The following is a 22,897-nucleotide window of genomic DNA, read 5'->3' as shown; positions in this document are numbered from 1 at the left end:
CATACTGGCGCGCCATCGCCTGCAGGAGCGCGCCATGCTCGAATCGCTGCGAACCGATCCCACTTTCCACGCCTCGCCGCGGCTGGCGATGGAGGCCGAAGCCGAGCGCATCGCCTACACCGCGCTGCTGTCGCCCGATGCCTCCCGGCCGGATGCGCTGGCGGTGGTGGATGTAGACCCCGCTTCCGCCACCTATGGCCGCGTGCTGCACCGGCTGGACATGCCGAACCGGGGCGACGAATTCCATCACTTCGGCTGGAACGCCTGCAGCTCGGTGCTGTCGCCGATGTCCGGCCATGCGTTCCTGAAGCGGCGCTACCTGGTCATCCCGGGCATCCGATCGTCGCGCATCTACGTGGTCGACACGCAGCCCGATCCCGTGCGCCCGACCATCGTCCGCGTGATCGAGCCGGAAGAGGTGCTGCGCAAGACCGGCTACTCGCGGCCCCACACGGTGCATTGCGGTCCCGAGGGGCTGTACATCAGCACCCTCGGCGGCGCCGGCGCCGACGGGACCGAGGGGCCGCCGGGCGTGTTCCTGATGGACTGCGAGAGCTTCGAGGTCCTCGGCAAGTGGGAGATCGAGCGCGGGCCGCAGAAGCTGCATTACGACTTCTGGTGGAACCTGCCGCGCGACTACATGGTGTCGAGCGAGTGGGGCCTGCCGCCGCAGTTCGAGGGCGGGATCGTGGCCGAAGACCTGCTGGCCAACCGCTACGGGCACCAGCTCCACTTCTGGGACCTGCGCGGGCGCCGCCACGTCCAGAGCATCGACCTGGGCGCCAATCACCAGATGGCGCTGGAAGTCCGTCCCGCGCACGAGCCGACGCGCGAATACGGCTTCGTCGGGGTGGTGGTCGACACCACCAACCTCGAAGCCTCGATCTGGACCTGGTGGCGCGAGGGCGGCAAGTTCCATGCGAAGAAGACGGCGGTGATCCCGCCCGAGCCGGCCGATGCGTCGCTGCTGCCGCCGCTGCTGAAGGGCTTCGGCGCCGTGCCGCCGCTGGTCAGCGACATCGACCTGTCGCTGGACGACCGCTTCCTCTATGTGGCCTGCTGGGGCACCGGCGAGCTGCGCCAGTACGAGGTGTCCGACCCGATGAACCCGCGCCTGGCCGGCAGCGTGCACGTCGGCGGCATCGCGCGGCGCACGCCGCACCCGAACGGAACGGTTTTTGGCGGCGGACCGCAAATGACCGAGATCAGCCGCGACGGCAAGCGCGTCTATTTCACCAACTCGCTCTACAGCCGCTGGGACGCCCAGTTCTATCCCGACGGCGTGCCGGGCCGGCAGGCGCTGTGCCACGTCGGTGCCGACGGGGGCCTCACGCTGGACCCGGCCTTCCTGGTCGATTTCGGCAACGACTACGGTGCCCACCAGATCCGGCTGCAGGGGGGCGACTGCTCGACCGATTCCTTCTGCTATTCGTCGGCCTGAAGCGAGGCGTCCGAGTCGCCGTGAGCCCCCTCGCTGCAGCCTCGCTCTGGGCCGGCGTGGTGGCGATCGGCCTCTACCATGGACTGAATCCCGCGATGGGCTGGCCCCTGGCCGTGGCCAACGGCCTCGAGCGCCAGCGCGGCGCGGCCGTCTTTGCCACCTGGCTGCCGCTGGGGGCGGGCCACCTGCTGGCCATGGCGCTGGTGCTGCTGCCCTTCGCGCTGCTGGCGAACCTGCTGCCTTGGGGCCGCGAGATCCGCATCGGCGTCGGCCTGCTGGTGCTGGTCTTCGGCGCCTGGCGCCTGGTCCGGCCGGGCCGCCACCGGTGGAGCCGGCGCCTTCGGCCGACCCAGCTGACCCTGTGGTCCTTCCTGATGGCCAGCGCGCACGGCGCCGGGCTGATGCTGCTGCCGATCCTGGTGGGGCTGTGCGGCGTCCCGGCGGACCCGGCGCTCGATCCGCCGTCCACGCTGGCCCTGATGCGCGCCAGCGCCGCCACGGCGGTCGCGGTGTCGCTGGTCCACTCGGCCGCGATGATCGGCTCGGGGCTCTGCGTCGCCTGGCTGGTCTACCGCTACCTGGGCCTGAAGGCGCTGCGCAGCGCCTGGCTCGACCTGGACACGCTCTGGTCTGCCGGCCTGATGCTGTCGGGGGCGGCGGCCATCGCCACCGCCTGGGGCGGGGCGGCAGGGCATTGACGACAAAGGCTCAGAGCAGCCCGCGCATCGCCTGCGCCGTCTCGCGCAGCACCGGCAGCACGCGCGCCACCGCGTCCTCGCTGCCTTCGTGGCCCATCGGCATCGTGATGTTGAGCGCCCCCACCAGGTCGCCGTGGCGGTCGCGCAGGGGCACCGCGATGCCGCGCGAGTTGAGGTCCAGCTGCTGCTCCGACAGCGCCCAGCCCTGGGCCCGGATGCGCGCCAGCTCCAGCTTCATGCGCTCCTTGCTGGCGATGGTGTGCGGCGTGAAGACCGCGAGCTCGTGGGTGTCGAGCCAGTGGCTGCGCTCGGCGTCGCTGCGCAGGGCCAGCATCAGCATGCCCGAGGCCGTGACCTGGGCCGGGACCCGCGCGCCGAGCACGTAGCCGGTGCTCATGCTGCGGTTCGGCCCGTTGCGCGCGATGTAGACCACCTCGTCGCCGTCCATCACGCTCAGGTAGGCGATCTCGTGGGTGCCTGCCGCCACGCGCTGCAGGAAGGGCTGGACGATGCGCGGCAGCCGCGCCGATTCGAGGTAGGACTGGCCCAGCCGCAGCACCCGCGGCGTCAGCCAGAACAGCTTGCCGTCGCCGGCCACGTAGCCCATGTGCTGCAAGGTCAGCAGGTATCGCCGGGCCGCGGTCCGCGTCATGCCGGTGCGCTGGCCGGCCTCGCTGGCCGTCATGCGCGGGTGCGCATCGTCGAAGGCTTCGATGACGGCCACGCCGCGTTCCAGGCCGGCGATCCAGTCGCGTTTGTCGAGCTCGGGCGGGGTGGCGTCGTCGGTGGTCATCGTTCTCGGGGAAACCCTGAATGCGTGCGATTATCGAACATTTGTGTTCGATGATCGATTTTTGCGTGATGGGCGAACGATCGCGCCGGGCGGACGGCGGCCTACATTAGCGCCGCTTCTTCGAAATCGCGCGATATTCGAACGATTTGAAGCGAGACACCACCCATGTTCCCCTCCATCGTCGGCAGCACCTCCGTCTACCTGCTCCCCGGTGACCCGGTCACGAACGTCCGCCTGCCGCGGATGTTCAACGCGGTCTTCGAGCGCTGCGGCATCGATGCCGTGATGGTGCCGGTGCAGGTGGCCAAGCGCGACCTGGCGGTGTTCGTCAAAGCCGCTTTCCTGGCCAAGAACGTGCGCGGCATGGCGATCGCGCCGCCGCACAAGCCGCTGCTGGTGGACCTGCTCGACGGCTGCGGCCTGTTCGGCCGCGTGGCCGGCTCGGTCAACGTGGTGCGGCGCATCGCCAACGGCGAGCTCGAAGGCGACCTGTTCGACGGCGAGGGCCTGCTCGGTGCACTCGACCACTACAACATCCCGTTCCGCGGCAAGCGCGTGCTGATCCTCGGCGCCGGCGTCAGCGCGGCGGCGATCGGCGTCGCGCTGGCCGAGGGCGGCACGGTCAACGGCGCCGAGCACATCGCCTTCCACGACATCGTGGCCGGCAAGGCGGCCGGCGTCGCGGCCCAGCTCGACGCCTTCTTCGATGCCACCACGGTGGCGGTCGACAGCAACGACCCGGCCGGCTACGACCTGGTGATCAATGCCACGGCGCTCGGGCTCCAGCCCGACGACGCGCTGCCGGTCGACGTCGCCCGCATGGAGCCGCATGCGGCGCTGTTCGACATCCTGCTGCGCAACCAGCCGACGCCGCTGGTGCGCGCCGCCCGCGAGCGCGGCCTCCATGCCCAGGCCGGCTTCGAGATGCTGGTGCAGCAGATGCCGCACTACTTCGAGTTCTTCGGCCACCGCGACGCCGCCCATGCGCTGCGCCACGACGCCGATTTCCTGCGCGAGCTGATCTACCCCGCGGCCATGGCCGACGAGATCCGCCACCCCCTGCGCTACCACTCGGCGAGCGTGGCCTGAGCCAGCGCCCGACCGTCCCAGCACTTCCCAAGGAGACAAGCACGATGGCCATCACCCTCAACGCGGCGGACGCGCGCGCGACGCAGCCGGAGCCCGAAGGGCTCAAGACGCCGCGCAAGGCCGCCTTCGCGAGCTGGATCGGCAGCGCGGTCGAGTACTACGACTTCTTCATCTACGGCACGGCGGCAGCGCTGGTGTTCGGCAAGATCTTCTTTCCGTCGATCGACCCCAAGCTGGCCACCGTGGCCGCCTTCGCGACCTTCGGCGTCGGCTACATCACGCGTCCGATCGGCGCCTTCTTCATGGGCCACGTGGGCGACAAGTTCGGCCGCAAGAAGGTGCTGACCTTCACCTTGCTTCTGATGGGCATCTCGACCTTCCTGATCGGCCTGCTGCCGACCTACAACCAGGTCGGCATGGCAGCGCCGATCATGCTGGTCATCCTGCGCCTGCTGCAGGGACTGTCGGCGGCCGGCGAGCAGGCCGGGGCCAACTCGATGACGCTCGAACACGCACCGGCGCACCGGCGCGCGTTCTACACCAGCTTCACCTTGAGCGGCACCCAGATGGGCTTCATCCTGGCAACCATCGTGTTCCTGCCGATCTCGGCCCTGCCCGAGGACCAGCTGCTCTCGTGGGGCTGGCGCGTTCCGTTCTTCCTGAGCGCGATCGTGGTGGCGGTGGGTTTCTGGGTGCGCCGCACGCTGCCCGAGACACCGGCCTTCAAGGAAGAGGCCGATGCCAAGGAGACCGTCAGGCTGCCGGCGGCCGTGCTGTTCCGCGACCACACGCCGGCCGTGCTGCGCGTGATCTTCGGCGCCCTGGTGTCGGTGGTGAGCACCATCTTCGGCCTCTTCGTGCTGTCCTATGCGGTCAACACCGTGCACATCCCGCGCGCCACCATGCTGACGCTGCTGGTCTGCAGCAACGTGGTGGCGCTGGCCGCGATCCCGTTGTGGGCGATCCTGGCCGACCGGATCGGCCGCCGACCGGTCTTCATCTTCGGCGCGCTGGGCTGCGCGGTGCTGATCTGGCCGACCTTGTGGGCCATCAGCCGCGGCGACCTGACGCTGATCTTCATTTTCGGCCTGCTCACCTCGGGGATCGTCTACAGCGCCTCGAACGCGATCTGGCCCTCGCTCTACGGCGAGATGTTCGACACCCGCGTGCGCCTCTCGGGCATGGCGATCGGCACCCAGATCGGCTTCGCGCTCGGCGGCTTCGCGCCCACCATCAGCGCCGCGATCATGGGCGAAGGACCGAACGGCTGGATGCCGGTGGCTGCCCTGGTGACGGCGTCCTGCGTCATCGCCGCGATCTCGATCTTGACGGCGCGCGAGACCTACAAGGTGCCGATGCACGAACTCGGCAAGAACGCGAGGGCCTTCGCCTGATGCGCAACGATCCGCAACAGCCGATGCAGCCTGCCGCCGTCGCGCCCGTGTCCGTGTCCGGCGCCGAGACGGTGCGCGTCGACGGCGGCCTGCTGGCCGGCGTGCGCGACGCCGCCACCGGCGTGCGCGCCTACCTGGGCGTGCCGTTCGCGGCGCCGCCGGTGGGCGACCTGCGCTGGCGCCCGCCGGCGCCCGTGGTGCCCTGGGAGGGTGTGCGCCGGGCCGACCGTTTCGCGCCGCAGTGCGTGCAGCCGGGCCGCGCCGCCGATTCGGTCTACGCGGAATTCTCGGGCGTGCAGCCGATGAGCGAGGACTGCCTCTGCCTGAACCTGTGGACCCCCGCCGCAGCGGCCGACGAGGCGCTGCCGGTCATGGTCTGGATCCATGGCGGTGCCTTCCAGCAGGGCTCGGCGGCCAACCCGGTCTTCGTGCGCGGCGATCTCGCCGGCCAAGGCGTGGTGCTGGTCACGATCAACTACCGCCTCGGGCCCTTCGGCTTCATGGCGCATCCGGAACTGAGCGCGGAGGCGGGCGGCAGCTCGGGCAACTACGGCCTGCTCGATATGGCGGCGGCCCTGCGCTGGGTCCAGCGCAATGTCGCGGCCTTCGGCGGCGACCCCGCCAAGGTCACGGTGTTCGGGCAGTCCGCCGGCGGCCACGGGGTCGTGGCCCTGATGGCCTCGCCCGAGGCGCGCGGCCTGTTCAGGCACGCCATCGCGCAGAGCTTCGGCATCAGCCCGACCGAGGACCTGGCGGCCGGCGAAGCGCAGGGGCTGGCCTTCGCGGACGGCGACGCCATCGCCTCGCTGCGCGCGTTGAGCGCGGACCAGCTGCTGCAGCGCTACCTGGCGCAGGGCACGCGCTTCATGCCGATCGTCGATGGCCGCTTCCTGACCCGCACCCTGGCCGAGACCTTCGACGCCGGCGAGCAGCAGGCCGTGCCCTTTCTCACCGGCTGGAACCGCGACGAAGGCACCGCCTTCCCGGCGGCGGCCAGTGCCGAGGCATTCCGGGCCCAGCTGAAGCGGCGCTTCGGCGAGCGCGCCGACGAGGCTGAAGTCTTCTACCCCGCCAACGACGACGCCCAGGCGGCGGCCTCGAGCCGCGCCCTGTTCGGCGACGGCCTCTTCGCCGGAGGCGTGCATGCGGCCGCGCGTGCCCAGGCCCTGCGGGCGCCGACCTATGTCTATCACTTCGCGCACCTGCAGCCCTTCCGGCCGGGCCAGCGCTATCGCGAGGCCGATCCGGCCGTGGCGCTCGGCGTCTTCCACAGCTCGGAGTACCCGTACGTCTTCGGCACCACGCGCGAACTCACGCGCGACTGGGGGGCCGAGGACGACCGCATGACAGCCCTCATGCAGGGCTTCTGGGCCCAGTTCGCGAAGACCGGGAATCCCAACGGCGAGGGCCTGCCGCACTGGCCCTTGTTCGAGGAGGGCCGCCCGACCGTGCTGGAGCTCAAGCCCGAGCCCGAACTCGTCGATGTGCCCCGGCGCGCCCAGTTGCGCTTCGTGGCCTGACAACCGAATCTTCCGAACCAGGGACTGCCATGGCCATCGCCCTCGACCGCTTCGGCTTCAACACTGTCACGATGGGCGGTGAGCTCGGCCACAAGCTCGAATGCATGAAGGCGGCCGGCTTCGCCGGCGTCGAGCTGTGGGCGCGCGACCTCATCAACCATCCGGCCGGGGTCGAGAAGGCGGCGCAGCTCGTGAAGCAGAGCGGGCTGAAGGTCACCGACTTCCAGCCGCTGCGCGACTTCGAGTGCGCGCCCGACGCGATGCGCCCGCACCGGCTCGAGATGGCGCGCGAGCAGCTGCGCCAGATGTCGCTGGTCGACACCGATCTGCTGCTGTGCTGCTCGACCACCTCGCCGCTGGCGATCGACGATCCGGAGCGTGCCGCCGAGGACCTGCGCACGCTCGCCACGCTGGCGACGCCGCTGGGCATCCGCATCTGCTACGAGGCGCTTTCGTGGGGCCGCCACGTGAACCGCTGGCACCAGGCCTGGGACATCGTGCGCCGCTGCGACCGCGAGAACGTCGGTCTCAACCTCGACTTCTTCCACATGTCGGTGCATGGCGACGACGGCGCCGAGATGCTGGCGCAACTGGCCGAGGTGCCGGTCGAGAAGATCTTCCTGGTGCAGCTGGCGGACTACTTCTTCGAGTACAGCGACCGCCAGGCCGACATGATCGAGCTGGCCCGCCACCAGCGCCTGTTCCCGGGCGAGGGCCTGCACGACGTGCGCGACCTGGTGCAGCTGCTCGAGGACAAGGGCTATCGCGGCCACTACACCTTCGAGGTCTTCAACGACGACTACGTCAACTCCGACCCGATGGTCATCGGCCAGCGCGCGATGAAGAGCGCGCGCTGGATCAGCGAATCGCATGTGGCTGGCGCGAGGCCGGCCGACCCAAGGACGACAACCCCATGATTTCCGGCAAGACCACCCTGATCGCCCACCTGGGCTACCCGACCGAGAGCTTCAAGGCTCCGATGATCTACAACCCCTGGTTCGAACAACAGGGCATCGACGCCGTCGTGATGCCGATGGGCGTCAAGGCCGAAGACTACGCCGGCGTGCTGGCCTCGCTGTTCAAGCTGACCAACATCCGGGGCGCGCTGGTCACGATGCCGCACAAGATCACGACCTTGTCGCTGGTCGACGAGGCGACCCCGACCGCGAAGATCGCCGGCGCCTGCAACGCGATCCTGAAGCGGCCCGACGGCAGCTTGCTGGGCGACCAGTTCGATGGCGCCGGCTTCGTGCGCGGCGTGCAGCGCAAGGGCCGCGCGCTGGAAGGCGCGCGGGTGCTGGTGTCGGGCAGCGGCGGCGTCGGTTCGGCGATCGCCGCCTCGCTGGCCGCGGCCGGCGTGGCGCAGATGGCGCTCTACGACAGCAGCGCAGCCTCGTCGGAGGCGCTCGCCGGCCGCCTGCGCGCGCACTACCCGCAACTGGTGGTCACGACCGGCTCCAACGACCCGGCCGGCTTCGACCTGGTGGTCAACGCCACGCCGCTCGGCATGAAGGAGGGCGATCCGCTGCCCTTCGACGTCGCCCGCATCGCGCCGTCCACCTTCGTCGGCGAAGTGGTCATGAAGAGCGAATACACGCCCCTGCTGCGCGCGGTGCGCGACAAGGGCTGTGCGGTTCAGGTCGGCACCGACATGCTGTTCGAGATGATTCCGGCCTACCTGGAGTTCTTCGGTTTCGGCAGCGCCACGCCGGAAGACCTGCGGGCGGTGGCGACGCTGGCTTACTGAGCATGTCATGAGCCCCCGCCCGGCCGCTCCGAAGGGGGCTCGCACCGCAGTGCGAAGCACGGAGGTCGCCTTGTGAGCCTCTTCGAGGCCGTGCTTTCGACATCCGAGATGCGCGGCGTCTTCAGCGATCGCAGCGTGGTCGACGCGATGCTGCGCTTCGAGGCCGCGCTGGCGCGCGCCCAGGCCCGGCTCGGGCTGATCCCGTCTTCGGCCGCCGCGTCGATCGCCGGCAGCTGCAAGGTCGAGCTCTTCGACGTCGCCAAGATCGTTCGAGACAGCGGCCGGGCCGGCAGCATCGCGGACCCGCTGGTCCACAGCCTCAAGGAGGCGGTCGGCCTGTTCAACGCCGACGCGGTGCCCTTCGTCCATTTCGGTTGCGGCGCCCAGGAACTGGTCGACAGCGCGATGGCGCTGCTGTCGCGCGAGGCCGTCGCGCTGGTCGATGCCGATCTGGCCCAGGCGGTGCAGGCGCTGCTCGCCCAGGCCCAGCGCAATGCGACCACGCCGATGCTCGCGCGCCCCGCGGGGCAGCCGGGTCCGGTCACGAGCTTCGGCCTCGTGTGCGTCGAGTGGGCGGCGCCGCTCGTGCGCCGCCGTGTGCGGCTGGCCGAGGCCGCGCGGCGGGCACTGCAGGTGCAGCTCGGCGACGGTGCCGGCATGGCCGATCGGATGCAGGGGCAGGGCGCCGCGGTGCGCCGGCAGCTGTCCGAGGCGCTCGGCCTGCGCGATCCCGGGGCCGACTGGCGCACCGAGCGCGACGACTGGATCGCGCTCGGCTGCGAACTGGGGCTCATGGTGGGCTGCCTGGGCCGGGTCGCGAACGACATCGCCCTGCTGGGCCGATCCGAGATCGGCGAACTGGCGGAGGCCGGCGATGCCGGTCGCGGCGAGCGGCCGGCGTCGGTGGTCGCACTGGCGGCCGCCCAGCGCGCGCCGCAGCGTGTGGCGGCGCTGCTGGCCTCGATGCCGCAGGCGCGTGCGCCCGGCAGCTGGCAGGCCGAGCTGGCCGAATGGCCCCAGCTCCTGATGTCGGCACACGGGAGCGCGCGGGCGCTGGCGGGAGCCTTGCCCGGCCTGCAGGTCGACGCCGCCCGGATGCTGGCCAACATCGACCGGCTGCGCACCCAGCTGCCACCCGGGAGCGCCGAGCCTGGCCTCGACCCGGCGCAAGCCGAGGCGGCGGGCGTGCAGGCGCTGGCGCAGGTGCTGGTCCTTCAGTCAGCCTCCGAACCCTTCGATCCAAGCGACGCTGCGGGATGACTTCCGCCGCAGCCCGCCGCGGCATCTCGTTCGCCCTGCTGCTGCCGCTGCTGCTGGCGGCGCAGCCGGTCGCCACCGACAGCTACCTGCCGGCACTGCCGGCGATCACGCGCGACCTGGGCCCGGCCAGCGCCAGCCTGACGGTCTTCGTGCTCGCCTTCGGCTTCGGCCAGCTGCCCTGCGGCCCGCTGTCGGACCGCTTCGGGCGCCGCCCGGTGCTGCTGGTCGGCCTCGCCAGCTATGCGCTGGCGGCACTGGGCTGTGCGCTGTCGAGCGGGATCCCGATGCTGGTCGCCTGCCGGGCGCTGCAGGGCTTCTCGATGGCGGCGATCCTGGTCTGCGCGCGGGCCGCGGTGCGCGACCTCTATCCGGCGCACGAGGGGCCGCACGTGATGGCGCGCGGCCTCACCGGGCTCGGCGTGGTGGGCTTGCTGGCGCCGCTCATGGGGGCCTGGACGGTGCAGTCCGCGGGCTGGCGCTGGGTGCTGGGCGGCATGGCCGCGTATGCATTTCTGCTCTGGCTGCTGTGCTGGCGCGGCTTCGACGAAACGCGCGCCGACAGTGCCGGCCCGTCGGCGCCCAAGGGCAGCCTGCGCGAAGTCTTCGCCAGCGCGAGCTTTCGCGCCTGGGCCTCGCTGGCCGCCGCCACCTATGGGGGAATCTTCTGCTTCCTGCTGCTGTCGCCGATGGTCTACATCAGCTACCTGGGCTTCTCTCCCGCCTGGTACGGATGGATCCCGGCCGGCGGCTCGCTGGTCTACATCTTCAGCACCACGCTGTGCCGTCGCCTGCTGCGGCGCGTGGGGGCGGTGCGCGCGGTGCAAATGGGCTCGCTGCTGAGCCTCGCCGGGCCGCTGGTGCAGGCGCTGGGTTGCTGGCTGCTGCCGCGCACGGCCTGGCCGCTGCTGCTGGGCCATGCGATCTACTGCATCGGCCACGGCATCCACCAGCCCTGCGGCCAGGCCGGCGCGGTCGGCGACCTGCCGCATCTGGCGGGCCGTGCGGTGTCCTGGTCCGGATTCGCGATGATGGCGGTGGCCTTCGTCGTCGGCCAGGTCGCCGCCGGCTTCGTCGATCCCGAACTCAGCCACGGCGCCTGGCCGATGGTGGTGCCGATGGCGCTGGCCGGCGCCGCGCTGGTGCTGATCGCCTTCCTCTGGCTGCCGCACCTGCCCCAGACACATCAAAGAAAGGAAACGTCATGACCCGTCTGAATGTCGTTCGCGAGGGCAATGGCCCGATCGTCGTGCTGAGTCACGCGCTGGGCTGCGACCTGCACATGTGGGACGGCGTGGCCGAGCAACTCGCCCGCGCGCACACGGTGGTGCGCTATGACCACCGCAATCACGGCCAGTCCGAAGTGGTGGCAGGTCCGCTCACGATGCAGACGCTGGCCGACGACGTGGCCGACCTGATCGCACGAGAGGCGGGCGGCGTGCCTGTCCATTTCGTCGGCCTGTCGATGGGCGGGATGACCGCGCAGGCGCTTGCGTCGACGCATCCGAAGTTGCTCAGGAGTGTGGTGATCGCGAATTCGTCCGCCCACTACCCCGATCAGGCGCCGTGGCGCGCACGCGTGGAAACCGTGCAGGCGCAAGGCGTGGCGGCGATCGCGGCGGGCGCCGTGGCGCGCTGGCTGACGCCCGAATTCACGACGACGCCCGAGGGCGCCGAAGCCGCGCGCATGCTGACCGAGACGCTGGTGCGCACCGATGCTGTCGGCTACATCGCCAGTTGCAACGGGGTGGCGGCGATCGACTTCCGTGAGAGCAACCGTGCCATCGCCGTGCCGACGCTGGTGATCGCCGGCACGCGCGACGAGGCGACGCCGCTCGCCATGTCCGAAGCGATGGTGGCGGCGATTCCGGGTTCGCGCCTCGCGACCATCGCTGCGGCCCACCTGAGCGCGGTGGAGCGCCCGGTGGAGTTCAGCCAGACGCTCGTCGACTTCTGGCGCAGCCTCTAGTCAGCGCCGGCGAAGCAGCGCGTAGTCCTGGGCATCGATGTCCGTGGTGCGCCCCAGAACGATGTCCGCCATCAGCTTTCCGGAGCCGCACGACATGGACCAGCCGCTGCCCCCATGTCCGGCGTTGATGTACAGATTGCGAAAGTCGGTGGTGCACACACAGGGGACGCCGTCCGGCGTCGCTGGCCGTAGTCCGGTCCAGAACGTGGCGGACGCTGCATCGATCGCGTCAGGAAAAGCCTCCTCGAAGGCTTTCATCAATTGCTCGCAGCGCGCCCGGGAAATCTGAAGGCCGTAGCCTGCCACCTCGGCAATGCCGGAAATGCGCATCCGTTCGCCCATGCGGGCCATTCCTGTCTTGGCCTTGAAATCGAACATGGAGTGCCGCGGCGCGGCGTCGGCATTGCGTATGTGCGCCGTCACCGAATAGCCCTTGATCGGGTAGATCGGCAGATTGGCCAGCCCGCGCAGCAGCACCGCCGATTCGACACCGGCTGCGAATACATACGCGTCTGCGTCGAAGTCGCCCTGCGTGGTAGCCAGCCCGCTGACACGGCCTCGGGACGGGCCGGACGCATCGATGCGAACCTCTTGCACCTTCGCGTTGCAGACGAACGTGGCTCCACGGGCCCGGACGGCGCCCAGGAGTTTCTGCGCGAAATGCGCGCAGTCGCCGGAGAGATCATCGGGGAGATGTATCGCGCCGAAGAGATCGGGTGTCGATCGCCTCAGCGCTGGCTCCTGCTCTCGAACCTCGTCGGGGGTCAGGTAGCGTGCCCGGATGTTCATCGTGTCCAGATAGGCCAGGTGTGCGTCCACCATGGACTGCGGCACCGCTTCCCGATAGAGCTGCATCAAGCCCTGGCGACTGCGGTCGTAGTCGATGCTCAGGTCGGCCTCGATGTGCTGGAGGCAATCCTGCGCATAGGCCGCCATTCGCGTCAGCCGGGCGCGATTGAGCGAATAGCGCTTCGGATGGCACTCCCGCATGGACTGCAGCATCCACGTGGCCTGGCGCCAGGTGAAGTCGGGTTTCCAGCGGAAGGCCGCAGATGGGTCGAACTGAGCCCGAAGGGCCATGCCGATGGCGCCGGGCGCCGACCATGGCGCGGACAGCCCCGCGGAGAAGAAGCTCCCGTTGGCCTGGCTGGCCCCCTGTGCCGGCCCGTCCTGCTGTTCGAGCAAGACGACCTCGCATCCCTGTCGCTGCAGAAAGTACGCCGTCGTGATGCCCATGATGCCGGCGCCCACGATAAGAACACGCATGCAATCTCTCCTTCTGTTGGTGTCTGTCAATCCGCCGTGATACCCATCTGACGCACCAACAATCCCAATTGCTCGTAGTCGGAGACGACTGTGGCCTGCAGCGCCTGAGGCGGTCCGCCGGCGGGCACGGTGCCCAATGTGCCCAGCTTCTGTTGCACCTCGGGGAGCCGCAGCACTTCATTGACGTGCTGGTTGAACAGCTTGACCAGATCCGTAGGCATGTTCTTCGGACCCATGAAGCCGTTCCAGGCCGTGACCACGATCCTGGGATAGCCGGATTCCGCGAAGGTCGGAATGTTCGGGGCCAGGGCCGTGCGCTTGGCGTCAAGCACGGCCAAGGGCGTCAACTGACCGGCCGCGATGTAGGGCAGCGCCACGCCCAACGGCAGGTAGCCGACCGACACGTGCCCGGCCACCACATCCGTGACCAGCGGTGCCGCGCCGCGATAGGGAACATGTTCCAGCTTGATTCCTGCCTCACGATTGAACCATTCCCCGGCGATCTGCATCGGCGAGCCGGAACCGGTACTCCCGTAGGTGGTCAACTTGCCGGAGCGCGCGGCCTTCACGACGTCCGACAGGCGCTGAAGGCCGCTGCCGGGGTGGGCCACCGCGATCAGCGTCACGCTACCGGTCTTGATAATGGGCGTGTATCCGCTCTTCACGTCATAGCTTGCGCTCGGGGACAGCTTCAAGACCAGGGGAAGCAGCACGAAGGTGTTGGGGGTGAACAGCAGCGTGTGGCCGTCGGATGCCGCGCGGGCCACCTCCACGTTCGCGAGCGCTCCACCCGCTCCCGGCTTGTTGTCCACGACGAAGGGCTGGCCGAATCGCGTCGAGAGCTTGTCGGCGAACAAGCGTGCCATTGCGTCCGTGTCGCCACCGGCAGGGTAGCCCACCACGACCCGCACGGGCTTGCTGCTGGACAAGGTTTGCTGCGCCAGTGCGGGAAACGCGCAGCCGGAGGCGATGGCGCACTGGAGGAACGTACGTCGGGTTGCTTGCATCATGGTCTTCGGTGGTTGAAGTGGAAGAGGTGACCGGGACGGAGATCAGCGCGAGCCGGCATGCGGGTGCTGTTCACGGTGCGACATGGCGATGTTGCGAACCGTTTCGGCCAGGCCGTACCGGGGAATGAACCCCAGTTCGTCGCGCGCAGAGTCGATGCAGGTGGGCGCGGGTCGCTGAAACGGAAAACCCGAAATGCCGGTGGATGGGAGCGCGATCTCTTCGAACGGCAAGGAGGGAAAGCTCTCGCGCACGATGGCGACAACCTCGGGAAACGAATGCCACTCGCCCGAAGCAATGCTGTAGATGCGCTGGGAAGGCTTCGGCGCTTCGAGTGCCGCGATCACGGCGCGCGCGCAATCGCGCACATCCACGAACTCCTCGCGTCCACCCCAAAGCAATCGTGTGTCGTCGAACGATGCAGGCCGTCCGGATCGCGCAGCGTCGAGCAGGGTCTCGAGCATCCGCCCCGGTACGCTGGTGGCACGGCCCCTCTCGGGGCCAAGCACGGCGCCGAAGCGCAGCACGACGGCATCCACGCCGTGCTGATTCGCATAGGCCAAGGCCAGATGTTCCATGAAGAGCTTGGTGCAGGCGTACAAGCTGCCCGGACGTTCGCCGAGAACGCGGATTGAAAAATCTTCGGGAATGGGTGTGGCCGGCAGCGAGCCGAAGGCCGAATAGGCGACCGTGGCCGAACCTGCCAGCACCACGCGGCGCATCGCGAAGCGGCGACCCAACTCCAGGGCGTGTGCTGCGCCCATGGCGTTGACGCGGATACCTTGCAACGGATCGTGTGCGAAGCCGGGCGTCAACACCGCGGCGGTGTGCACCACCGCTTCGATGCCATGCCGATGCACGAGTGCACTCAGCGCGTCCAGGTCCGTGACGTCGACTTGTTCCGCCCGCACAGCGAGCTCCGTGTCGGCATCGAGGCCACGCCAATCCGCCAGGACGACCTTCATGCCCTGCGCGCGCAGTTGCCGTGCCGTCTCGCGGCCGATAAGGCCTGCGCCCGTGATCAAAACTGTCATTCCTGCCTGCCTGCTTTCGAGGATGTGCGGGCAGTCTAGAAATCCCGTCGTCGGAGTCCAGATGTTGTCTCACTGAGTGAGAATCACGCGATGCGCTTCGACGAACCAGACAGCGACAACGGCCTCAAGACGGTCGCCGCATTGCAGCGTGGCCTGGCTGTGCTGCGGACGGTGATCGCGTCGCCGGCTGCGACCTTCACGGAGCTTTTGCACGAGACCGGCCTGTCGAAGGCAACGCTGGGCCGCATGCTCAAGACACTCGAGCTGGAAGGCTGGATCCATCGGCACGAGCGGAGTGGACGCTACTCCGCCAGGCCAGACGCGACCGCATCTCCCCACCGGATCGCATGGCATCGGAAACTGTCCGACGTGGCCGCGCCGTATCGTGCGCGCCTGCAGCGGCAGATTCCATGGCCTACGGATCTGTGCGTGCGCGATGGCCGATCCATGCTGAGCATCGACGGCCCGTACCAGGGCCACGGCCTGAGTGCCAACTTCGGGGTACTGGGTTCACGGCCCGCCATGTTGCGATCTTCCGTGGGTCGCTGCTATCTGGCCTTCTGCGCGGACGACGAGCGCGAGAGCATCCTGCGCGCATTGGCACGCTCGCGCGCCGAAGAAGATCACGCCGGCCTACGCGCCGATGAACTGGATCGCATGATCGTCCAGGTTCGCCAGCAGCGCTATGCCACACGGTATGCGGGTCATCTCAGCCCACACTCTCCAGAGCAGTTTGGCGCACTTGCCGTGCCTATTTTCCAGAGGAACGCCGTGGTGGCCGCTTTGGCCGTTGTCTGGGTTCCAGCCCTCATGCAAGAGGATCAGATCGTTGCTACCTGTCTGCCTTCGCTCCGCACCGCGGCGGAGGGCATTGGCCGCAGACTCCGGGTCGCTCTCCCTCTTCGCGATGCGTGAAGCCAGCGGCTTTGCCAACAGCGGCTTCAGCTGCCCCGATACGTCGAGCAGCTCCACGGCGTGCACAGCATCGGCACGTGATAGTGCTGCTGCGTGTCGAAGATCGCAAAGCGCACCGGCACGGTGTCGAGAAAGGGCATGTCGTTCCCGGCGCCAGGCTGGCGTCGGAAGAAGTCGCCGACGTGAAAGAGCAGCTCGTACTGTCCGGTGCGCGCCGCGTCGGGCGCGAGCACGGGCTGATCGGTGCGGCCGTCGGCGTTGGTGGTGAGGGTCTTCACCAGCTTCCAGCCGTCGCCGTCGCGCACCGAGAAATCGATGCGCATGCCGGCGCCGGGGCGGCCCGTGCCGCTGTTCAGGACATGCGTGGAAATGCCTGCCATGTGCTTGTCTCCTTGTCGATCGGCGGATCAGCTGCCGCGGTAGTACGAGTAGCCCCAGGGGGTGAACAGGATCGCGAGGTGGATGCGCTCCGTCGGGTTCGTGATCCGGAAGCGCACCGGCACCTGCGAAAGGAAGTTCGGCTTCGGCAGCGGCGTGCCGCGTGCGGCGAAGTAGTCCTCAAACTGCAGCAGCAGCTCGTAGCGTCCGGGCTGGTAGGTCGCATCGAGCAGCAGGGGCTCGTCGGTGCGGCCGCCCTTGTTGGTCTCGACGCGGCGCAGTACGTGCAAGTCGTCGCCTTCGTACTTGGAGAGCTGCACCTTCATGCCGGCACCCGGCGAACCGTTGTGCGTGTCGATCGCATGCATCGTGAGGCGCGGGCTCAGGTCGATCTGCGACACCGGCGCGGTCGTCAGCGCGGTCGGCGCGTTCTGTGCTGTCGCAGCGCCGGCCGCAAGGCTGCCGAGTGCGAGACCTGCGGGCAGGAAGGCGCGGCGGGTGAGGGTGGGCGAGGTCATGGCGCGGTTGCTCCGTTCAATGGGCCAGCAGCCTGCCCAGGCGCAGGCGCGTGATGATCGAGATCTGCTCGATGGCGGCATCGAGCTCGGTGTCGGTGTCGCGCTCGGTGCGCGTGCGCAGCGCTTCGAAGATCTGCGAGCGCGTGTTCTTGAGCACCGCGATGATGAAAGGGAAGCCGTGCTTCGCGGCGTATCCCGCGTTGAGCCGCCGAAGCGTCTGCAACTCGTTGCGGGTCAGGGCATTGAGGCCGGCCTGCTCGGCGGTCGAGTGGCCGGTCATGGTGCCGGCCTGGGCCTCCTTGCCGGCCAGCTCCGGGTGCATGCGCAGGAAGTCGATGCGCACCTCGCGGGACGTCGCGCGCACCACGCCGATCATCGCGCGATGCAGATCGTCGATGCTCGCGAACGGCCGCTCGGCCCAGGCCTGGGTCGCGACCCAGGGCGAGTGCTCGAACACCCCGCCCAGTGCGGCGACGAAGCGCACGCGGTCGAGCTGGTTGATGTCCGACAGCGTCAGCGGGAGCGCTTCGGCGGTATGCATGACCGCGCTCATCGGGCCACCGCCTTCTTCGCAAAGCGCGGCACGAAGGCGATGATCAGGATCGCGGCACAGACCTCGACCGCCGCCACGATGTAGAGCCCCGGCGAGAGCAGCCCGGTCGACGTCTTGATGGCGCCCAGCATCGAAGGGGCGCCGAAGCCGGCGAGGTTGGCGATCGAATTGATCAGTGCCACGCCGCCCGCCGCGGCCGCACCGGCGAGGAAGCGGCCCGGCAGTTGCCAGAACACCGGGATCGCGCTCATGGTGCCGACGATCGCCAGCGTCTGCGCGGCCAGCGCGATCATCGGGCTCTGCTTCATGAAGAGCGCCGTGAGCGCGAGGCCGACAGCGCCGAGTGCCGCCGCGAAGGCGCAGTGCAGCCGGCTTTCCTGCTGCCGATCGGAATGCAGGCCGTTGCAGATCATGCCGACGGCGCCGCAGAGGTACGAGGCGGCCATGATCCAGCCCACCGTCGCCGGGTTGGTGAAGCCCACTTCCTTGACCACGGAGGGGCCGAAGAAGGTCAGCGACGAATTGGCCGCGATGATGCAGAAGAAGATCAGGATCAGCAGCCACATGCGGCGGTCCTTCAGCGAGGCGATCAGGCTCTCTTCGCGATGGCCGAGCGCCTTGTTGTCGCGTGCCATGTCTTCGTGCACGAGGCGGCGCTGCTCGGCCGTGAGCCAGTGGGCCTGCTCGGGCCGGTCGGTCAGGTAGAACCAGGTCACGAAGCCGGCGAGGACAGACGGGATGCCTTCGATCAGGAACACCCATTGCCAGCCCGACCAGCCGTTGAGGCCGTGCAGGTTGTTCATGATGCTGCCGGCCAGCGGCCCGCCGATGACGCCGGCAATGGCCGAGGCCGACATGAAGATGCCGAAGGCCTTGGCGCGCCGCTCGCTCGGATACCAGTAGGTGAGGTACAGGATGATGCCGGGATAGAAGCCGGCCTCGAACACGCCCATGAGGAAGCGCAGGAAATAGAACATCGCCGGCGTCTTCACGAACATCGTGGCGACGCAGACGATGCCCCATCCGATGGTGATGCGCATGATGGTCTTCTTGGCGCCGATCCTTTGCAGCAGCAGGTTCGACGGCACTTCGAAGAAGAAGTAGCCAAGGAAGAAGATGCCGGCGCCCAGCCCGTAGACCGCTTCGCTCCAGCCCAGTTCGTCGAGCATGGTGAGCTTGACGAAGCCGACGTTGACGCGGTCGACCCAGGCCAGGACCCAGAGCGCGAAGATGAACGGAATGATGCGCCAGGTGATGCGGCTGTAGGCCGCGTCGAGCGCGTTGGCCGGCGCGGTGGGCACGGCATGTTGCGGAACTTCCAGGGTGGCCATGAACAACTCCTTGACGGGATGCGGGTGGGGCGTCGAATGCGTCCATGGATTGGGCCAGCGCACCCCCGGACTGTCGATACCGTGCCGGCATGCGAATCGCTATAGACTGCATCGGACATATCGATAGACCGGGACTAAGGGAAAACACCATGCAACGCGGCGTCGATCTGCTCGACGGCCATCTGCTGCGCGTGCTCGCCACGGTGGTGGAGGAGCGCAGCGTGTCGCGTGCCGCCGCCCGACTGCGCCAGACGCAGCCCGCCGTGAGCGGCTCGCTCAAGCGCCTGCGCGAGATCTTCGGCGACGCCCTGCTGGTGCGCGACGGCACCGCGATGGTGCCGACCGCCCGCGCCGCCGGCCTCGCCGTGCAGGCGCGGCGCGCGCTTGGCGAACTGGAGGCCTTGCTGGTCGAGCCCGAAGCCTTCGTGCCGTCCGACGCCGAGCAGCGTTTCCGGATCGCCTCGCCGGACTACATCGCGCCCTCATGGATCGCGCGGCTGGCGCAGCACGTGGGCGCCGAGGCGCCGCGCTGCCGCATCGAATTGCGCGCGCTTGGGCCCACCTTCGACTTCGAGCGCGCGCTGGGCGACGACGAACTCGACCTCGTGATCGGCAACTGGCCGTCGCCGCCCGAGCACCTGCACATCTCGCTGCTGCTGGAGGACGAACTGGTCTGCCTGATGGCCCGCGACCATCCGCTGGCACAGGGCGCCACGCAGGTCAGCGAGGCCGACTACCTGGCGGCAGGGCATGTGGTGCCGGTGCCCTATGCGATGGCGCAGCGCGGCGTGGTCGAGACCTACCTCGGCGAGCGCCGCCTCGGGCGCGACGCCCGCGTGCAGGTGCCTTACTTCGGACTGGCGCCGTCGATCGCGGCCAGCACGCGGCTGTTGTTCACCACCGCGCGGCACTTCGCCGAATACCACGCGCGGCTGTTGCCGCTGGCGCTGCTCGAAGCGCCGGCGGGCTTCCCGCGCATGCGCTTCTACCAGCTGTGGCACGACCGGGTCCACCATTCGGCGGCCCATCGCTGGCTGCGCGGCCTGGTGGCGCAGTTCGGGCGCGAGCTGGTCGCACCGGCGATGCCGCAACGCGGGCAGGGGAATCGGTCGCCCGGCGCTTGAAAAAAGCGCTGCCGGCCCCATCATCGCAAGCATGCCTACCACCCGACTCCACATCGATTTCGTGTCCGACGTTTCGTGCCCCTGGTGCGCCGTCGGGCTTGGCGCGCTCGAAGCCGCGCTGCGCAACGTCGCCCCCGAAGTGACCGCCGAACTGCGCTTCCAGCCTTTCGAGCTGAACCCGCAGATGCCACCCGAGGGCCAGGACACCTTCGAGCACCTGAACCAGAAGTACGGCTCGAACCGCGAGCAGCAGGCCCAGGCCCGCGCCGCGATCCGGGCCCGCGGCGCCGACGTCGGCTTTGCCTTCAGCGAGGGCGGGCGCCCGCGCATCTACAACACCTTCGATGCCCATCGGCTGCTGCATTGGGCCGAGCTCGAAGACCTGGCCAAGCAGGCGGCGCTCAAGAAGGCGCTGCTCAAGGCCTGCCATACCGATGGCGAGAATCCGTCGGACCCCGAGGTGCTGGTGCGCCTGGCCACCGAATCGGGCCTCGATCCGGCGCGTGCACGGGCCATCCTGGCGAGCGACGAATACGCCGCCGAGACCCGCGAGCGCGAGCGCCTCTACACCGATGCGGGCATCCATTCGGTGCCGGCGATCATCATCGACAACAAGCACCTGATCTCCGGCGGCCAGCCGGTCGAAGTGTTCGAGCGCGCGCTGCGGCAGATCGCGGGCGCCGAGCCGGCCCGCACGGCCGAAGCCTGAGGCCCCGGCGTCAGGGCTTCTGCAGCATCTCGATGAGCCGGGCCAGCGCCACCGATGGCGTGCCCTGCCAGACCAGGTGCGTGCGGTTGCCGCGGATGCGCTCCGGCAGCGGGTGCTGACGGACGTCGGCGGTGGCGCGCAGCGCCTTCAGCACCGACACCGGCACGATCGCGAAGCCGGTGCCTGCGGCGACGCAGGCGATCATCGCCTGGTAGGAAGAAAACTCCAGCGAACGCGAGGCCGAGACGCCGCCCTTGACCAGCCATTGCTCGAGCAGGCGGCGGTACGAGCAGCCCGGCGCGAAGGCGATCAAGGTCGCATCGGCCAGGTCGCCGGCACGGTTCACGGCGGCCACGCTGCGCGCCGTGATGAGCACCAGCTCCTCGTCGAACACGGGCATCGATTCGAGCTCCGGCGCGGCAAAGGGCTCCGACACGAACGCGGCCTCCAGCTCGAAGGCCCTGACCCGCTTGAGCAATGCGCCCGTGGTGCCGGTCGCCAGCTCGACCACCACCCCCGGATAGAGCCTGTGGAAGCGTGACAGCACCGGCGCCAGCCGGCTGCCCGCCGTGCTTTCGAGCGAGCCGAGCCTGAAGGTGCCGAAGGGGAGATCGCTGCGCAATTCGCTTTCGGCCTCGTCGGCCAGGCGCAGCAGGCGCTCGGCATAGGGCAGCAGCTTGTGGCCGGCCGGTGCCAGCGCGAGCGAGCGGCCCTGTCGATGGAACAGTTTCTGCCCCAGGCGCTCCTCCAGCTGCTGGATGCGGGTCGTGACGTTGGACTGCACGCGGTTGAGCTTGTCGGCGGCGCGGATCACGCCGCCCTCGGCCACGACGGTGCGGAAGATCTCCAGGGAGTCGAGGTCGATGGTTCTCATAACAAGAATGAATGTTCAGAATAATTCATTTGTCGGATGAGGCGATTTTGCGTCCAATCTGGAGCCATGTCGAACCCTTCCATCGCCCTCGGCCGGCCCTCCTTGTTCGCAGTCTGCGGCGCCGGCCTGCTGGCGCTGGCGATCGCGATGGGCATCGGCCGCTTCGCCTTCACCCCGATGCTGCCGCTGATGATCCGCGCCGGCAGCGCCGACGTCGGCGCCGGTGGCTGGCTGGCGGCGGCCAACTATGCGGGCTACCTGCTGGGTGCGCTCACGGCGGCGCGGCTGCCGCTGTCGCCGCAACGCACGGGCCTGCTGTCGCTGGTCGTGATCGTCGGGTCGACGGCGGCGATGGGGCTGGTCGATTCGCTCGCGGCCTGGCTGCTGCTTCGCGGCATCGCCGGCGTCGCCAGCGCCTGGGCACTGGTGAGCACCAGCGTCTGGTGCCTGTCGTGGCTGGCGCGCCTGGGCCGGCCGAACGGCGCCGGCATGGTCTATGCGGGTGTCGGGGCCGGCATCGCGCTGGCGGGGCTGTACTGCTGGCGTGCCGGCGCGGCCGACATTGCACCCGATCGCCTCTGGCTGCATCTCGGCCTGCTGGCACTGGTCGGATCGATCATCGTGGCGGCGCTGATGCCGCGCGAGGCCGGCCCCGTGGCCGTGGCGGCCGCTGCGCCGGGCACCGGACCCGCGAGCGCAGCGCCGGGCGATTCGCAATGGGACCTGGTCATCTGCTACGGCATGCTCGGCTTCGGCTACATCCTGCCGGCCACTTTCCTGCCGGTGCTGGCGCGGGCGGTGGTCGACAACCCCGCGGTGTTCGGTGCCGCCTGGCCGGTCTTCGGCGCCGCGGCCGCGTTGTCGACGCTGCTGGCGGGCGCTCTGCTGTCCGGCCTGTCGCGCCGCCATGTGCTGGCGGGCAGCCACCTGCTGATGGCGCTGGGCTGCCTGCTGCCGGTGCTGCACCTGTCCGCGGGCACGGTGCTCGCGGCCGCGCTGCTGGTGGGCGGGACCTTCATGGTCGCCACCATGGCCGGCATCCAGGCGGCGCGGGCCGGCGCCACGGGCGATCCCGCGCGCGCGCTCGGCCGCATGACGGCGTCCTTCGCGATCGGCCAGATGGCCGGGCCGGTGCTGTCCTCCGCCCTGAGCGGCGGCGCAGCGGGCTTCGGTGGCCTCTTCATCGCGCTGGCGACGGGCGCCGTCGCATTGCTGGCCAGCGCCGCATGGCTGTTGCGCGCGTCGCGCAGCGCCCGACCCTTACCGAACTGAAAGGACC

Annotated in this window: 23 protein-coding genes; 14 read left to right on the top strand and 9 right to left on the bottom strand. The window is 69.2% G+C overall.

Annotated features, from left to right (window positions below):
- The first annotated feature begins 34 nt into the window (after positions 1-34).
- Together QTI68_RS22535 and QTI68_RS22530 are read left to right on the top strand one after the other, a co-directional pair.
- Entirely contained in the window at positions 35-1,441 is a 1,407-nt protein-coding gene (locus QTI68_RS22535) for a selenium-binding protein SBP56-related protein (protein WP_286524660.1), read from the top strand.
- Positions 1,442-1,461: 20 nt separating this feature from the next.
- On the top strand, positions 1,462-2,139 hold the full coding sequence (locus tag QTI68_RS22530; protein ID WP_286524657.1) for a hypothetical protein: 678 nt from the start codon (positions 1,462-1,464) through the stop codon (positions 2,137-2,139).
- Between the two features lie 10 nt (positions 2,140-2,149).
- Here the strand turns inward: QTI68_RS22530 and QTI68_RS22525 are convergent, their stop codons facing one another.
- Positions 2,150-2,932 (bottom strand): IclR family transcriptional regulator domain-containing protein, encoded by a 783-nt coding sequence (locus QTI68_RS22525; RefSeq protein WP_286524655.1) that lies wholly within the window; start codon positions 2,930-2,932, stop codon positions 2,150-2,152.
- Between the two features lie 165 nt (positions 2,933-3,097).
- On the opposite strand from QTI68_RS22525, the gene QTI68_RS22520 reads away from it, so the two are divergent.
- The 8 genes from QTI68_RS22520 (at position 3,098) to QTI68_RS22485 (ending at position 11,908) form a co-directional block, all read left to right on the top strand.
- The gene (locus tag QTI68_RS22520; RefSeq protein WP_286524654.1) at positions 3,098-4,021 is read left to right on the top strand and encodes a shikimate dehydrogenase family protein; all 924 of its coding nucleotides are present in this window, start codon (positions 3,098-3,100) and stop codon (positions 4,019-4,021) included.
- Positions 4,022-4,065: 44 nt separating this feature from the next.
- Positions 4,066-5,415, top strand: a complete 1,350-nt coding sequence (locus QTI68_RS22515; protein ID WP_286524651.1) for an MFS transporter — start codon at positions 4,066-4,068, stop codon at positions 5,413-5,415.
- A 23-nt stretch (positions 5,416-5,438) separates the two neighbouring features.
- On the top strand, positions 5,439-6,935 hold the full coding sequence (locus tag QTI68_RS22510) for a carboxylesterase/lipase family protein (RefSeq protein ID WP_286524649.1): 1,497 nt from the start codon (positions 5,439-5,441) through the stop codon (positions 6,933-6,935).
- 29 nt (positions 6,936-6,964) lie between these two features.
- Complete coding sequence (locus tag QTI68_RS22505; protein WP_286524647.1) at positions 6,965-7,852, top strand: sugar phosphate isomerase/epimerase family protein; 888 nt, start codon at positions 6,965-6,967, stop codon at positions 7,850-7,852.
- Positions 7,849-8,682, top strand: a complete 834-nt coding sequence (locus QTI68_RS22500) for a shikimate dehydrogenase family protein (RefSeq protein WP_286524645.1) — start codon at positions 7,849-7,851, stop codon at positions 8,680-8,682. The genes QTI68_RS22505 and QTI68_RS22500 overlap by 4 nt, the downstream gene beginning before the upstream one ends.
- A gap of 72 nt (positions 8,683-8,754) precedes the next feature.
- Positions 8,755-9,942, top strand: a complete 1,188-nt coding sequence (locus QTI68_RS22495; RefSeq protein ID WP_286524644.1) for a lyase family protein — start codon at positions 8,755-8,757, stop codon at positions 9,940-9,942.
- Positions 9,939-11,147: a multidrug effflux MFS transporter gene (locus tag QTI68_RS22490; RefSeq protein ID WP_286524642.1), complete on the top strand. Its 1,209-nt coding sequence runs from the start codon at positions 9,939-9,941 to the stop codon at positions 11,145-11,147. The genes QTI68_RS22495 and QTI68_RS22490 overlap by 4 nt, the downstream gene beginning before the upstream one ends.
- A complete protein-coding gene (locus QTI68_RS22485; protein WP_286524641.1) occupies positions 11,144-11,908 on the top strand; it encodes an alpha/beta fold hydrolase in 765 nt (254 codons plus the stop codon). Before QTI68_RS22490 ends, QTI68_RS22485 begins: the two co-directional genes overlap by 4 nt.
- On the opposite strand, the gene QTI68_RS22480 is transcribed toward QTI68_RS22485, so the two are convergent.
- From QTI68_RS22480 to QTI68_RS22470, 3 genes are read right to left on the bottom strand one after another with little or no spacing between them, the layout of a single operon-like run.
- A complete protein-coding gene (locus tag QTI68_RS22480; protein ID WP_286524639.1) occupies positions 11,909-13,174 on the bottom strand; it encodes a D-amino acid dehydrogenase in 1,266 nt (421 codons plus the stop codon).
- Between the two features lie 26 nt (positions 13,175-13,200).
- Positions 13,201-14,181 (bottom strand): Bug family tripartite tricarboxylate transporter substrate binding protein, encoded by a 981-nt coding sequence (locus tag QTI68_RS22475; protein ID WP_503011729.1) that lies wholly within the window; start codon positions 14,179-14,181, stop codon positions 13,201-13,203.
- Positions 14,182-14,226: 45 nt separating this feature from the next.
- Complete coding sequence (locus tag QTI68_RS22470; RefSeq protein WP_286524874.1) at positions 14,227-15,240, bottom strand: NAD-dependent epimerase/dehydratase family protein; 1,014 nt, start codon at positions 15,238-15,240, stop codon at positions 14,227-14,229.
- A gap of 66 nt (positions 15,241-15,306) precedes the next feature.
- Between QTI68_RS22470 and QTI68_RS22465 the strand changes: the two genes are divergently transcribed.
- A complete protein-coding gene (locus tag QTI68_RS22465) occupies positions 15,307-16,131 on the top strand; it encodes an IclR family transcriptional regulator domain-containing protein (protein ID WP_286524635.1) in 825 nt (274 codons plus the stop codon).
- A 26-nt stretch (positions 16,132-16,157) separates the two neighbouring features.
- Here QTI68_RS22465 and uraH (QTI68_RS22460) read toward each other — a convergent pair whose 3' ends face one another.
- From uraH (QTI68_RS22460) to QTI68_RS22445, 4 genes are read right to left on the bottom strand one after another with little or no spacing between them, the layout of a single operon-like run.
- A complete protein-coding gene (gene uraH, locus QTI68_RS22460) occupies positions 16,158-16,511 on the bottom strand; it encodes a hydroxyisourate hydrolase (RefSeq protein ID WP_286524634.1) in 354 nt (117 codons plus the stop codon).
- A 27-nt stretch (positions 16,512-16,538) separates the two neighbouring features.
- A complete protein-coding gene (uraH, locus tag QTI68_RS22455; protein WP_286524633.1) occupies positions 16,539-17,027 on the bottom strand; it encodes a hydroxyisourate hydrolase in 489 nt (162 codons plus the stop codon).
- Between the two features lie 16 nt (positions 17,028-17,043).
- Positions 17,044-17,568, bottom strand: a complete 525-nt coding sequence (gene uraD, locus QTI68_RS22450; RefSeq protein WP_286524631.1) for a 2-oxo-4-hydroxy-4-carboxy-5-ureidoimidazoline decarboxylase — start codon at positions 17,566-17,568, stop codon at positions 17,044-17,046.
- An 8-nt stretch (positions 17,569-17,576) separates the two neighbouring features.
- Positions 17,577-18,911: an MFS transporter gene (locus QTI68_RS22445; RefSeq protein WP_286524629.1), complete on the bottom strand. Its 1,335-nt coding sequence runs from the start codon at positions 18,909-18,911 to the stop codon at positions 17,577-17,579.
- 149 nt (positions 18,912-19,060) lie between these two features.
- On the opposite strand from QTI68_RS22445, the gene QTI68_RS22440 reads away from it, so the two are divergent.
- Positions 19,061-20,035, top strand: a complete 975-nt coding sequence (locus QTI68_RS22440) for a LysR family transcriptional regulator (protein ID WP_286524627.1) — start codon at positions 19,061-19,063, stop codon at positions 20,033-20,035.
- Positions 20,036-20,066: 31 nt separating this feature from the next.
- Positions 20,067-20,744 (top strand): DsbA family oxidoreductase, encoded by a 678-nt coding sequence (locus tag QTI68_RS22435; RefSeq protein WP_286524625.1) that lies wholly within the window; start codon positions 20,067-20,069, stop codon positions 20,742-20,744.
- 10 nt (positions 20,745-20,754) lie between these two features.
- Here the strand turns inward: QTI68_RS22435 and QTI68_RS22430 are convergent, their stop codons facing one another.
- Positions 20,755-21,618, bottom strand: a complete 864-nt coding sequence (locus QTI68_RS22430; RefSeq protein WP_286524623.1) for a LysR family transcriptional regulator — start codon at positions 21,616-21,618, stop codon at positions 20,755-20,757.
- A gap of 66 nt (positions 21,619-21,684) precedes the next feature.
- Here QTI68_RS22430 and QTI68_RS22425 point away from each other — a divergent pair, with 66 nt between their 5' ends.
- A complete protein-coding gene (locus QTI68_RS22425) occupies positions 21,685-22,890 on the top strand; it encodes a YbfB/YjiJ family MFS transporter (protein ID WP_286524621.1) in 1,206 nt (401 codons plus the stop codon).
- Positions 22,891-22,897: the final 7 nt, after the last annotated feature.

It is taken from the genome of Variovorax sp. J31P207 (assembly GCF_030316965.1).
GTDB classification, from domain to species: domain Bacteria; phylum Pseudomonadota; class Gammaproteobacteria; order Burkholderiales; family Burkholderiaceae_C; genus Variovorax; species Variovorax ginsengisoli_B.
Note: the sequence above shows the minus strand (reverse complement) of the source record. Positions and strands in the feature narration are given on the sequence as shown.